We start from the raw sequence: 12,052 nt of genomic DNA, 5'->3' as shown, positions 1-12,052 counted from the left end.
CGGGTGGGGGAGGCGGCGATCCCGCCCCGTCCAGGAGAAGGGGCGATCTGCGAGAGACGCGTGCGCATCACGCCGGCGCTCCCGACTGAAGTTTGGGCTCCACCGTCACCGTCGCCGTCCGCCCGACGATAAGCGGGACACCCTTCGGCACCTGCACGAGCTTCACACGCACGGGGATGCGCTGTGCGAGGCGGACCCAGTTGAACGTCGGGTTCACATTGGGCAGCAGGTTGGTCGTGTTCGTCCGTTCGCTGTCGTTGATGCCCGCGGCGATGCTGTCGACTCGACCGTGCAACGCCTGCGCTTCGCCCATCAGATGCACGGTCACCGGGTCGCCGAGATGGATGCTGCCGAGCTTGGTTTCCTCGAAATACCCCTCGACCCGAAGCGAGTCCGTGTCGATCAGCGCCATCGCCTGCGCGCCCGCGGCAATATAATCGCCGGGGTGCAGGTCGAGATTTGTGACGATGCCGTGCACGGTCGCCCGCACCGTCGTCCGCGCGAGATTCAGCGCCGCGGTCGATCGCGCGCTCCGGGCCTGCGCGAGCGTCGCCGAGGCAGTGGCGACGCGCGCGACATTCTGTTCGTGCGTTTCCTTGGCGACCAGGTCGCCCAGTGCGAGGTCGCGCTGTGCCTCGCGCCGCGCCTGCAGCAGCGTCGCGCGCGCGCTCGCGATCGAGGCGTCAGATTGCGCAAGCGTCAGTTCGAAGCGCGGACGATCGACCACGAACAGCACGTCGCCGGGCTTGACCCTCTGGTTGTCCCGCACGGCGACGCGCGTGACGAGACCCGCGACATCGGGGGTGACGCGAACGATGTCGGCCCGGATATGCCCGTCGCGCGTCCACGGATCGCTCTCATAGCGCTTCCACAGCCACAGCGCGACGACCACCGCGAGGGCGACGATGACCAGAGTGGCGGCGGAACGGCCGAGCGGGGCCAGCAGGGACTTGAGACGGGGCGAGGTCATGCGGAGGGTCCGGTGAGCAGGGCAAGTAGCCCGAGGATGAGGATGAACAGCGCCAGGTCGACCAGCGGACGATAGGTCACCGCGCGGTACACCCCGGCAAAGGCGAGCAGGCGGGTGGCGACGCCGGTGAGCACGACCGCGGCGCCGGCAAGCAGGAGAAGGGTCGGCAGATAGACACCGCCGATCGAGATCTCGCCGGTCATGCGGGCATCTCCGGTAAGCCCGCATAGGCGGGGGCCGAGGGAAAGAGGTTGCGGCGCAACGAGGTGAGCGCGAGCACGCTCGTGCGGTGGCGGTCGGGCATGCTCGATGCGAAGCCGGCCAGCGCCCGGTCGATCCCCGCGAGCAGATCTTGTTCGGGGGGCGCGGGCTGGTTGGGGCGCAGCGCGCGGTAATGCGAGCCGACCCCACGCAGCACCGGCGTGATCATCGCCGCCTCGTCGACCGGACCGTCGATGCGGAGCTGGCGGAGTTCGCCGACCGCCACACCGACGCGCAGGTCGGTCAGCGCATCGAGCAGCGGCTTGCCGGGATCCTCGCCCTGCAGCGCCAGCCGCGGTGCGAGCAGGCCAATCCGGTCGAGCATCCGCGCGATCCAGCCCGCCGTATCGGGCCGGCCGGTCGAATCCGCGCGCGTCGCCAGTTCGCGCCAGCCGGCGCGGAGCAACCGCCGCGCGCTGGTCTGCGCGCCGATCGTCTGAAACAGGCCGACCGTGACGACCGCGAACAACGTCCCGATCAATTGCGCGATCGCGCCGTTCATAAACTGATCCAAGCCGCCGCCGAACCGGTCGTTCAGCCCGACCGTGTTAAGTCCGCCAAGCAACGCGCCGAGCGTGACGAGCAAGGTTGCCGGCCGCGCGAGGAACATTCCTCCGATCAGCATCGGCGGCGCGAGCACCGCGGCGAGCGTCACGAAGTCGGTCACGCGCGGCAGGATCGCAAACGCATAGACGGCCGACACGACCAGGCCGAGGATCGTGCCATAGAAGAACGCCTTGATCGCCGGTGCCGGGTTGTCGCTGTTGCCGAACAAGGCGCAGCACACCCCCGCAATCAGCACCGCGCCCGCACCGTCGGGCCATGCTGTCCCGATCCAGAAGGCGCAGCCCAGCAGGATCGTCATCACCGTGCCGGCGGCTGCACGCAACGCGATGCCGCGATCCCGGTGGAGCGGTCGCCGGGCGGAGCGTGCCAGCAGCCGCGCGACGGCGGGGGTGACGGGCGCGCGCGACGGCGATCGCATCTGATCGCGCAGGTCGCGTACGTTGCGATGCGCGTCGACCAGTTCCCCGAGCCGCGCCACCAGGCTCAGCCGCAACGCGTCACGCCAGATCAGCGCGCTGCCGGGCGCGGGTTCGAGCGCGCGGGCCCGGGCAATCAGCTCATCGGCGTGCGCGCCGCGCTCCGATGCCGAAGAGGGATCGCGCAGCCATTCGCGAACGTCCTCGATCAGCGCGAGCGCCTCGGGGCGCGGCCTGTCGGCGCCCCGCTTGAGTTCGACGATCCGGTCGTCGATCGCGCTCGCCAGCGGCAACAGCATCGACAGCTCCGCCTGGAGTGCGCGAAGCGTCCGGACGCGCGGGAGCAGCCGGGCGGTGTCGAATGGCAAGTGAATGGAAAGCTGGTGCAACTCGTTGATATCGAGCGCCAGCCGCCGCCGGTCGCGGTCGAGCGCGGCATCGCTTTCCCCCGCAAGCGAATCGCGCGACCAGCGTTCCGCGTCGGCGAGGATCGCGTCGATCCGACCGAGCAGCACGGCGGTGACGGTCTGCGGGAAGACGAGGCCGTGGATCAGACTGCCACACAGGATACCGATCGTGATCTCCTGCACCCGCAGCGCAGCGATGGTGAAGACCGCGCCCGGCGCCGCAACCGACGGAAACCCTATGATGCTGGCGGTATAGCCCGCGAGCAGGAACACATAGGCCCGCGGCGTCCGGTCGAGCAGCGAGATGTAGAGGCACAGCCCGAGCCACAGCGCGAGGCCGAGTGACAGGAGTTCGGGCGCGTTGACGAGGTTCGGCACGAGCACGACCGCGGCAATCGCGCCGAGCACGGTGCCCGCGACCCGGAACACCGCCTTGGACAACACCGCGCCGGCCAGCGGCTGCGCGACGATATAGGACGTCGTCACCGCCCAATAGGGCCGCGTCAGACCGATCCGCAGCGCGATGTAATAAGCGAGGATCGCGGCAACGAAGCATTTGACCGAGAAGAGCGCCTCCTTCCCCCCGAACCGGGACAGCGTCATCGTCCACGATCTGCCACAAACCGCGCGCCGAGCCGTTCCGCAACGCGTAGCGCGGTGGCCAGATCGTCGTCCGGCACACCCTCGAGCATCGCATGGCGTAGCGTCGCGAACTTCGCCTCGATCGTGGTGACGAGCGTTCGCCCGTGCGGCGTCAGGCGGATCCGGCTGACCCGCGCATCGGCGGGATCGCGGTGGCGCTCGACAAGCCCGGCGGCGGTCATCTGGTCGATCGAGCGCACCAGCGATGCCTGTGTCACGTCGAGTTCACAGGCGAGATCGATCTGCCGCACATCGTCGCCCAGCCGCCCGACCTGAACGAGTGCCCAGCCGGTCGATGCCGACACCCCCATGTCGCGGAGCGCGTGGTCGGCCGCCTGCCGCCAGCTGCGCGCGAGCGGCAGGAGGGTGCGGGCATAGGAGGATTCGAGCACGGCGCGGGGGGAAGTCATTAGCGTGCTAAGTAATCATGTCAGCCCATGCTGCAATGTAAAATAGTAAGTTATGCAAGGAATTTGTTCGCGCCCGCCGGGCCGCGCGGCGTGCGCGACCCGGCGGCTCAGACCTAGTGGTTGTCGCGCGGCAGGCCCATCGTCTGGGCGATGCGCTGGTATTTCTCGGCACCTTCTAGGATGGCACCGGTTTCCATCTGGCCGACCGTGGCGCGCTGAATTTCCTGCCACGGCGTCTGCGAGCGCGGGAAGGCGTATCCGCCCGCCGCAGTCAGCGTGCGGCGTCGCTCGGCGAGTTCCTCATCGGAGATCAGGACATCGGCGCTGCCCTTGCCGAGATCGATGCGAACCCGGTCGCCGGTGCGGATCAGCGCGAGGCCGCCCATTGCCGCCGCCTCGGGGCTGGCGTTGAGGATCGAGGGCGAGCCTGACGTGCCCGACTGGCGACCGTCGCCGATGCAGGGAAGCGCGTGAACGCCTTCGCGGATGAGATAAGCGGGCGGACGCATGTTGACGACCTCGGCGGCACCCGGATAGCCGATCGGCCCGGCGCCACGCATGAACAGCAGCGTATCGGTGGTGATGCCGAGCGACGGATCGTCAATCCGGTGATGATAGTCCTCGGGGCCGTCGAACACGACCGCGGGGCCTTCGAACGCCTCGGGATCGTCCGGATTGCTGAGATAGCGTTCGCGGAATTCCGGCGAGATGACGCTCGTCTTCATGATCGCGCTGTCGAACAGGTTACCGCGCAGGACGATGAAGCCGGCATCCTGCAGCAGCGGGGTCGCGAACGGACGGATGACGCGCTCGTCCTCGATCGTCGCGGTGCGGCAATTGTCGCCGATGCTCTTGCCGTTGGCGGTGATCGCGTCTTCGTGGATCAGGCCCTGCTTCATCAGCTCGGCGACGACGGCGGGCACGCCCCCGGCATGGTAATAATCCTCGCCGAGATACTCCCCGGCGGGCTGAAGGTTGACCATCAGCGGGACCTTGTGACCGTGCTTCTGCCAGTCGTCGATCGGCAGGTCGACGCCGATATGGCGCGCGATCGCGGCGAGGTGGATCGGCGCGTTGGTCGATCCGCCGATCGCCGAATTGACGACGATCGCGTTGTGGAACGCCTCCTTGGTCAGGATGTCGGAGGGCTTCAGATCCTCGGCGACCATGTCGACGATCCGCTTGCCGGTCTTGTACGCGACCTCCTGGCGGTCGCGGTAGGGCGCGGGGATCGCGGCCGAGCCGGGCAGTTGCATGCCGAGCGCCTCGGCCAGGCTGTTCATCGTCGTCGCGGTGCCCATCGTGTTGCAATAGCCGGTCGAGGGCGCGGACGAGGCGACAAGCTTGATGAAGCCCTCATCGTCGATCGCGCCGGTCGCGAGCAGCTCGCGCGCCTTCCACACGATCGTGCCCGAGCCGGTCCGCTCGCCCTTGTGCCAGCCGTTGAGCATCGGCCCGACCGACAGCGCGATGGCGGGAATGTTGACCGTCGCCGCCGCCATCAGGCAGGCGGGCGTCGTCTTGTCGCAGCCGATCGTCAGCACGACTCCGTCGAGCGGATAGCCGTAGAGCACCTCGACCAGCGCCAGATAGGCGAGGTTGCGGTCGAGCCCGGCGGTCGGGCGCTTGCCGGTCTCCTGGATCGGATGGACCGGGAATTCGAGCGCGATCCCGCCCGCCTCGCGAATGCCTTCGCGCAGCCGTTCGGCGAGCACGAGGTGGTGACGGTTGCAGGGGCTGAGGTCGCTGCCGGTTTGCGCGATGCCGATGATCGGCTTGCCCGAACGCAGTTCCTCAAGGCTCAATCCGAAGTTCAGATAGCGCTCCAGATAAAGCGCGGTCATGTCGATATTCTCGGGATTGTCGAACCACGCGCGGCTGCGGAGTTTGGGCAAGTCGGTCATGAGAGGCTTTCCGGGGTAAGCAGGTCGAATATCAGCGAGCGACGGAGACGCGGTAGATCATGGCGTGATGATAGGGCTTGCCCGGATCGACACGCGCAGAGACGAAATTCGGCTTGTTCGGTGCGTCCGGAAATTTCTGCGGTTCCAGCGCGATACCGTCACCCATCCGGTAGAGATGGCCGTGCTTGCCGATGAACGTCCCGTCAAGAAAATTGCCGGTGTAGAACTGAACGCCGGGCTCGGTCGACAGGACTTCAAGCACGCGTCCCGAGGCAGGATCCTCAAGCCGCGCGGCCAGCTCGGGCTTGGCGGTGACGCCCTTGTCGAGCGCGAAGTTGTGGTCGTAGCCGTGGCCGTAGCGGATCTGCTGGTCGCGACCGTCGCGAAGCCCTTCGCCGACGATCCGGCCGTTGCGGAAGTCGAACACGGTCCCCTGGACGGGCTGCAACGCACCGGTCGGGATCAGCTTGTCGTCGACGGGCGTGATCGCCTTGGCGGGGATCGTCAGCCGGTGGCCGTTCGCGCCCATCGCCGATCCCTCGCCACCAAGGTCGAAGATCGCGTGATTGGTCATGTTCACGATCGTCGGCTTGTCGGTCCTGGCATCATAGGCGATGCCGAGATTGCCCGCTTCGTCGAGCGTGTAGGTAACGGTGACGTCGAGATTGCCCGGATAGCCGGATTCGCCATCCGCGCTGCGGTGGCCGAGCACGAGCGTCGCGGTCGGGCCGTCCTTGATCGACAGGACTTTCCACGCGACCTTGTCGAAACCCTTGCCGCCGCCGTGCAGCGAATTGACCTTGTCGTTGAGCGGAAGCTGATAGGCCTTGCCGTCGAGCGTGAAGCGGCCGCCGGCGATGCGGTTGGCGAAGCGCCCGACCGTCACGCCGAAGAAATTGGGATGGTCGACATAGGAGGCGAGGTCATCATAGCCGAGCACGACGTCGGCGACCTTGCCGGCCTGGTCGGGCGCCATCAGCGATTGCAGCGTCGCGCCGTAGGACAGGATGCGCGCCGAGACGCCGTGCGCGTTGCTGAGCGTGATCGCCTCGATCGCCGTGCCGTCGCGCAGCGTACCCGCGGGGGTGCGCCTGGCCTCGGCCGCGTTCGCCGCCGGCGCTGCCAGGGCGGCTAAGAGAGTTGCCAAGATGATCCCCGTTTTTCCGATTCCGCTCATTCCGGTTCCTATCCTGATCCTCTGACGCCGTTGACGCGCCTTATGGGGGTATATAGTCGGACAATATATTTCTGAGCAAGCCATGCGGGAAAAGACTGATGTTCAGTCGCCGACATGGCACGGAGGATGGACGATTATGGCGATGCCGATACAGACGCACGGGACGATCGCAGGCGCTGCACCGGGGACGGGGGGCAGTGCGGAGGGGCCGAGCTACCGATCCGCGCTGACCTTGCTGGCCAGCCTGTTCTTCATGTGGGGCTTCATCACGGTCATCAACAACACGCTGCTGCCGCATCTGCGCAGCGTGTTCGATCTCAGCTACACACAGACCACGCTGATCGAGAGCGTCTGGTTCATCGCCTATTTCTTCGCGTCGATCCCGTCCGCCAAGCTGATCGAGCGTGTCGGCTATCAGCGCGCGATGGTGTTCGGGCTCGCGATGATGGCCGCCGGCGCGCTGATGATGGTGCCCGCCGCGCGGCTGCCGTCTTATGGTGTGACGCTGTTCGCCCTGTTCGTGATCGCCAGCGGCATCACGCTGCTTCAGGTCGCGGCGAACCCCTATGTCGCGGTCGTCGGCCCGCCCGAGACCGCCTCGTCACGGCTCAACCTGGTCCAGGCATTCAATTCGGCGGGTGCGACGCTCGCGCCCTTGTTCGGCGGCTATCTGATCCTCGGCCGCTCGACCTCGGGTACGGCGGTCGCCGGATCCACCGCGGTATTGACCCCCGCCGAGCGGCTTGCCGACGCGCAGTCAGTCGTGCTGCCCTATCTCATCGTCGCGGGCGTGCTGGTCGTGCTCGCGGTCGTCATCGCACGCTTCCCGCTGCCGGCAATGGGGGCGGCGACGCAGCGTTCGGCAAAGGCCGATCGCAAGGGCCTGTCGCTCTGGTCGCATCGCAACCTCGTGCTCGGCATCCCGGCAATCTTCATCTATCTGATCGCCGAGATCGGCGTCGCCAACCTCTTTATCAACTTCGTCAGCCAGCCGCAGATCGGCAATCTGACGCATGAGCAGGCCTCGCACTATCTGTTCATCCTGTGGGGCGGGATGATGGTCGGGCGGCTGGTCGGCAGCGTCATCATGCGTAGCGTTCCGGCGGAGCACGTCCTGGCGCTGGCCAGCATCGGCGCGTTCGTCGTGATGCTGGTCGCCACCTTCACTACCGGGCACGTCGCGATGTGGGCGCTGATCTCGGTCGGGCTGTTCCATTCGATCATGTTCCCGACGATCTTCACGCTCGGCATCCGCGGGCTCGGACCGCTGACGGAAGAGGGGTCGGGGCTGCTGATCATGGCAATCGCGGGTGGTGCACTGGTAATCGTGCAGGGCTGGCTCGCGGACCGTTATGGCCTGCAGATCTCGTTCCTGCTGACCGCGGCGTGTGAACTCTACATCCTGTTCTACGCGCTCTGGGGATCGCGCGTGACGCATGCGCTGCCCGAGCCGGTCGCGGTTGGATGATCCGAATGGCGGCGGTGCGGCGCGTTCAGCGCTGCATCGCCGCCTTCGTATCTTCCAGTGCCAGGTCGACCAGCGTGCGCATCGCGGCACTTGCCGCCGCGGCATCGCCAGCCGCGATCGCGTCATAGACGAGCACATGATCGGGGATCGGGTTGCGGGGCAGCGCGCGGGCGCGTTGCTTGTACTGGGTGGTCCAGTTGACCGCCGCGCCGATGCTGGCGCTCAGCACGATCAGCGCATCGTTCCGCGTCGCGGTCAGCACGGCGTCGTGGAATTCGCGATCCGCCGCGCGGCCCGCCTCGGTCGCGAGCGTGTGGCGACGCATCGCGGTGAGCGCGTCCTTCATGATCTTCAGATCGGCGCGGTCGCGGCGCTCGGCCGCGAGCGCGGCGGCGGCCGGTTCGACGATCGCGCGCAGTTCGAACAGGTCGCGCACGAACATGATGTCGGGCTCGGCCGCGAATGCCCAGGCGAGCACGTCGGGATCGAGCAGATTCCATCGGCTGCGGGGCAGGACGCGCGTGCCGATCTTGGGCCGGCTCTCGACCAGCCCCTTGGCGGTCAGCACCTGGACGGCCTCCCGGTACGCGCTTCGGGACACGTCGAGCGTCTTGGAGAAATCGACTTCCCCGGCCAGCGTGTCGCCGGGCGCATATTCGCCCGACAGGATCGCGGTGCCCAGCTTGTGCGCCACCGCGCCGTGCAGGCGGCGGCCGGTCCCCCGGGGGCTGCGTGCTGTTCCGGCGTCGGTCACAATCTCCTGTGGATCGTCGTCGTTGATCGTCATAGCGCCTGCTCCATCATCACGGCGTAACAGTCCGCGTGCCATCAAGGAACGCCAAAAGATTGCTAAATCGGGCCATTGCGCATAAGTCTGAGTATAAGGGAGCTACTATCCATGACTGATATCCAGACGGCCAAGACGGCCGGCCACGACGCGTTCCGTTCGATCGACGCGACGACCGGGCTCGCAACCGGTGAGGCCTTTGCGGTGCACGGCGCCGATGACGTCGCCGCGGCCTGCGCTGCCGCCGACGCGGCGTTTGATGCGTATCGCGCGACCGACAATGCGGCCCGCGCGGACTTTCTCGAACGGATCGGCGAAGAGATCGTCGCGCTCGGTGACACGCTGATCGTCACTGCGATGCGCGAGAGCGGCTTGCCGCGCGCGCGGCTCGAGGGCGAGCGGGGTCGTACCGTTGGCCAGCTGAAGCTGTTTGCAGGCGTCGTGCGCCGCGGCGGCTGGATGGGTGTCCGCATCGACTCGGCGCTGCCCGACCGCGCACCCTTGCCGCGTCCCGACCTGCGCCTGCGGATGATCCCGCTCGGCCCGGTCGCGGTGTTCGGCGCGAGCAATTTCCCGCTCGCCTTCTCGACCGCGGGTGGTGATACCGCCTCGGCGCTCGCTGCCGGCTGCCCCGTCGTCGTCAAGGGTCATCCGGCGCACCCCGCTACCGGCGCGATGGTCGCTGGCGCAATCGAGGCGGCGGTTGCTGCCTGCGGCCTGCCAAAGGGCGTGTTCTCGCATCTGGTCGGCCCCGGCAATGATCTGGGCAGCACGCTGGTCCAGGATCCGCGGATCGCTGCGGTCGGCTTCACCGGGTCGCGCGCTGGCGGCCTGGCACTCGTCAAGCTGGCGCAGGCGCGCGACGTGCCGATCCCGGTCTATGCCGAGATGTCGAGCATCAATCCCGTCGTGCTGCTGCCCGAGGCGCTGAAAGCGCGCGGCGCGGCGCTGGGTACGGCGTTCGTCGGGTCGCTGACGATGGGCGCGGGGCAGTTCTGCACCAATCCCGGTCTGGTCCTCGCCATCGAGGGCGACGGGCTCGATGCGTTTGTCGCCGCAGCGGCGACCGCGCTTCCCGACGCACCGGCGGCGACCATGCTCACCGGCGGCATCCATGCCGCGTACCAGAAGGGCGTCGAGGCGCTTGCGGGCCATGACGCGGTCAAGACGATCGCACAGGGCAAGGTCGGCGAAGGTGTCGCACAGGGGCAGGCGGCGTTCTTCGAAACCACAGCTGCACAGTTCCTGAGCGACGCGGCACTGGGACATGAGGTGTTCGGGGCGTCGTCGCTGCTGGTGCGCTGCGCAGACGAGAACGAGCTCCATGCCGTGCTGCGCGCCGCGGAAGGTCAGCTGACCGCGACGATCCAGATGGATGCGGGCGATGCCGGGATGGCGTCGCACCTGATCCCACTGCTCGAGCGCAAGGCGGGGCGGATCCTGGCCAATGGCTGGCCGACGGGTGTCGAGGTCGCGCATGCGATGGTCCATGGCGGACCGTTCCCGGCGACGTCGGACGGTCGCACGACCTCGGTCGGCAGCCTGGCGATCGACCGCTTCCTGCGGCCGGTATCCTACCAGAACCTGCTGCCGGAATTGCTGCCCGCCTGCGTGCGTGACGACACGGACGCGCCGCGGCTGATCGACGGCGTCGTCGCCGGCTGACCCGCCAATTCCCTGCATGATGACGTCCGGGCGAACCGTAACAGCGGCACCCGAAAAGGAGAGGAAGATGAGCTTGCGCCTGTTGCAGCATGTTGGCGTCGACGGCACGCGATCGGTGATCGCGGCCACCAGCGCGGGGGCGGCTTTCGTTCCCGGCATCGACAGCGTTCGCGCGCTCGCCGAACGGGCGATCGCGGAGGGTCTTGATCTTGCCGCCACGGTCGCGGCCTGCGGTACGGGCGCCAGCGTCGACATCGCGGCCGAACTGACGGCCGGTCGTCTGATGTCGCCGATCGATCATGTCGACCCGGCGCACGTCGTCATGACGGGTACCGGGCTGACGCATCTCGGCTCGGCCGAGGGGCGCGACAAGATGCACCGTGCCGCGGCGGATGCCGAAAAGCAGACCGATTCGATGCGGATGTTCCTGGAAGGGGTCGAGCGCGGCAAGCCGGGGCCGGGCGAGTGCGGCCAGCAGCCCGAATGGTTCTACAAGGGTGACGGTTCGGGCCTCGTCGCGCCGGGGGCAGCGCTGGAGATGCCCGATTTTGCCGAGGATGGTGGCGAAGAGCCCGAGCTTGCCGGGATCTACCTGATCGGGGCTGACGGCACGCCGTTCCGGCTCGGCCTGTGTCTGGCCAACGAGTTCAGCGATCACGTGACCGAGCGGCACAATTATCTGTGGCTCGCGCATTCCAAGCTGCGCCAGGCGTCGCTCGGCCCGGAGCTGCTCGTCGGCCCACCGCCCGAGCATGTTGAGGGGATGAGCCGGATCCACCGCGACGGCGCCGTCCTGTGGGAGAAGCCGTTCCTGTCGGGCGAGGCGAACATGTCGCACAGCATCGCCAATCTCGAGGCGCATCATTTCAAATATGATCTGTTCCGCCGCCCGGGCGACATCCATGTCCATTTCTTTGGGACTGCGACGCTGTCGTTCGCCGAGGGCGTGACGACGCGTGAAGGCGACGTGTTCGAGATCGAGGCTGCGCCCTTCACGCTGCCGCTGCGCAACACGCTGACCAGGGCCGCACCGCGGTCGGTCTCGGTAAAGGCGCTTTGAGCGTGGCGGGTATCCGCATCGCCGTTGTCGGCATGGGCAAGATCGCACGCGACCAGCATCTCCCGTCGATCGCGGGCAACGCCGAATTCGAGCTCGTCGCCAGCGTCAGCCCGCGGGATCCGGGCGTCGAGGGCGTCGTCAACTTCAGGTCGCTGGAGGCGCTGCTCGCCGAAGGTCCGGCGATCGACGCGATCGCTCTCTGCACGCCGCCGCAGGTGCGCTATTCGCTCGCCACGATGGCGCTCGAAAAGCGCCTGCACGTGTTCCTCGAAAAGCCGCCGGGCGCGACACTCGCGGAGGTCGACGCGCTCGAGGCTC

Annotated in this window: 11 protein-coding genes; 4 read left to right on the top strand and 7 right to left on the bottom strand. The window is 67.5% G+C overall.

Annotated elements, in window-relative coordinates:
* Positions 1-67: 67 nt before the first annotated feature.
* The 6 genes from sphsw_RS09580 to sphsw_RS09555 form a co-directional block, all read right to left on the bottom strand.
* Positions 68-970 carry an efflux RND transporter periplasmic adaptor subunit gene (locus sphsw_RS09580; protein ID WP_031440419.1) on the bottom strand — a complete coding sequence of 301 codons (903 nt, stop codon included), beginning with the start codon at positions 968-970 and terminating at the stop codon, positions 68-70.
* Positions 967-1,173: a DUF1656 domain-containing protein gene (locus tag sphsw_RS09575; RefSeq protein WP_031440418.1), complete on the bottom strand. Its 207-nt coding sequence runs from the start codon at positions 1,171-1,173 to the stop codon at positions 967-969. Before sphsw_RS09575 ends, sphsw_RS09580 begins: the two co-directional genes overlap by 4 nt.
* Positions 1,170-3,224: an FUSC family protein gene (locus sphsw_RS09570; protein ID WP_031440417.1), complete on the bottom strand. Its 2,055-nt coding sequence runs from the start codon at positions 3,222-3,224 to the stop codon at positions 1,170-1,172. The genes sphsw_RS09575 and sphsw_RS09570 overlap by 4 nt, the downstream gene beginning before the upstream one ends.
* Complete coding sequence (locus sphsw_RS09565) at positions 3,221-3,673, bottom strand: MarR family winged helix-turn-helix transcriptional regulator (RefSeq protein WP_031440416.1); 453 nt, start codon at positions 3,671-3,673, stop codon at positions 3,221-3,223. The genes sphsw_RS09570 and sphsw_RS09565 overlap by 4 nt, the downstream gene beginning before the upstream one ends.
* 113 nt (positions 3,674-3,786) lie before the next feature.
* The gene (locus sphsw_RS09560) at positions 3,787-5,577 is read right to left on the bottom strand and encodes an IlvD/Edd family dehydratase (RefSeq protein ID WP_031440415.1); all 1,791 of its coding nucleotides are present in this window, start codon (positions 5,575-5,577) and stop codon (positions 3,787-3,789) included.
* A gap of 31 nt (positions 5,578-5,608) precedes the next feature.
* Positions 5,609-6,754 (bottom strand): aldose epimerase family protein, encoded by a 1,146-nt coding sequence (locus sphsw_RS09555; RefSeq protein ID WP_042466992.1) that lies wholly within the window; start codon positions 6,752-6,754, stop codon positions 5,609-5,611.
* Between the two features lie 136 nt (positions 6,755-6,890).
* Here sphsw_RS09555 and sphsw_RS09550 point away from each other — a divergent pair, with 136 nt between their 5' ends.
* A complete protein-coding gene (locus sphsw_RS09550; protein ID WP_031440413.1) occupies positions 6,891-8,222 on the top strand; it encodes a sugar MFS transporter in 1,332 nt (443 codons plus the stop codon).
* Between the two features lie 25 nt (positions 8,223-8,247).
* Here the strand turns inward: sphsw_RS09550 and sphsw_RS09545 are convergent, their stop codons facing one another.
* Positions 8,248-9,009, bottom strand: a complete 762-nt coding sequence (locus sphsw_RS09545; protein WP_056407587.1) for a FadR/GntR family transcriptional regulator — start codon at positions 9,007-9,009, stop codon at positions 8,248-8,250.
* Between the two features lie 111 nt (positions 9,010-9,120).
* Between sphsw_RS09545 and sphsw_RS09540 the strand changes: the two genes are divergently transcribed.
* The 3 genes from sphsw_RS09540 to sphsw_RS09530 form a co-directional block, all read left to right on the top strand.
* A complete protein-coding gene (locus sphsw_RS09540; protein WP_031440411.1) occupies positions 9,121-10,674 on the top strand; it encodes an aldehyde dehydrogenase (NADP(+)) in 1,554 nt (517 codons plus the stop codon).
* A gap of 67 nt (positions 10,675-10,741) precedes the next feature.
* Positions 10,742-11,734, top strand: coding sequence for an AraD1 family protein (gene araD1 / locus sphsw_RS09535; RefSeq protein WP_031440410.1), 993 nt, complete (start codon positions 10,742-10,744; stop codon positions 11,732-11,734).
* Positions 11,735-11,736: 2 nt separating this feature from the next.
* Positions 11,737-12,052 (top strand): Gfo/Idh/MocA family protein (locus sphsw_RS09530; protein ID WP_031440409.1); only part of this gene is annotated, 316 nt, incomplete at its 3' end.

It is taken from the genome of Sphingomonas sp. FUKUSWIS1, from assembly GCF_000733135.1.
GTDB classification, from domain to species: Bacteria; Pseudomonadota; Alphaproteobacteria; order Sphingomonadales; family Sphingomonadaceae; genus Sphingomonas; species Sphingomonas aerolata.
The sequence above is the reverse complement of the archived record's forward strand: the minus strand, read 5'-3'. Positions and strand labels throughout refer to the sequence as shown.

Bases quoted from the DNA above. Each gene is read 5' to 3' on its own strand.
- sphsw_RS09545 (WP_056407587.1), bottom strand. From the start codon at position 9,009: ATGACGATCAACGACGACGATCCACAGGAGATTGTGACCGACGCCGGA.
- sphsw_RS09555 (WP_042466992.1), bottom strand. From the start codon at position 6,754: ATGAGCGGAATCGGAAAAACGGGGATCATCTTGGCAACTCTCTTAGCC.
- araD1 (WP_031440410.1), top strand. From the start codon at position 10,742: ATGAGCTTGCGCCTGTTGCAGCATGTTGGCGTCGACGGCACGCGATCG.
- sphsw_RS09570 (WP_031440417.1), bottom strand. From the start codon at position 3,224: ATGACGCTGTCCCGGTTCGGGGGGAAGGAGGCGCTCTTCTCGGTCAAA.
- sphsw_RS09540 (WP_031440411.1), top strand. From the start codon at position 9,121: ATGACTGATATCCAGACGGCCAAGACGGCCGGCCACGACGCGTTCCGT.
- sphsw_RS09550 (WP_031440413.1), top strand. From the start codon at position 6,891: ATGGCGATGCCGATACAGACGCACGGGACGATCGCAGGCGCTGCACCG.
- sphsw_RS09575 (WP_031440418.1), bottom strand. From the start codon at position 1,173: ATGACCGGCGAGATCTCGATCGGCGGTGTCTATCTGCCGACCCTTCTC.
- sphsw_RS09580 (WP_031440419.1), bottom strand. From the start codon at position 970: ATGACCTCGCCCCGTCTCAAGTCCCTGCTGGCCCCGCTCGGCCGTTCC.
- sphsw_RS09565 (WP_031440416.1), bottom strand. From the start codon at position 3,673: ATGACTTCCCCCCGCGCCGTGCTCGAATCCTCCTATGCCCGCACCCTC.
- sphsw_RS09560 (WP_031440415.1), bottom strand. From the start codon at position 5,577: ATGACCGACTTGCCCAAACTCCGCAGCCGCGCGTGGTTCGACAATCCC.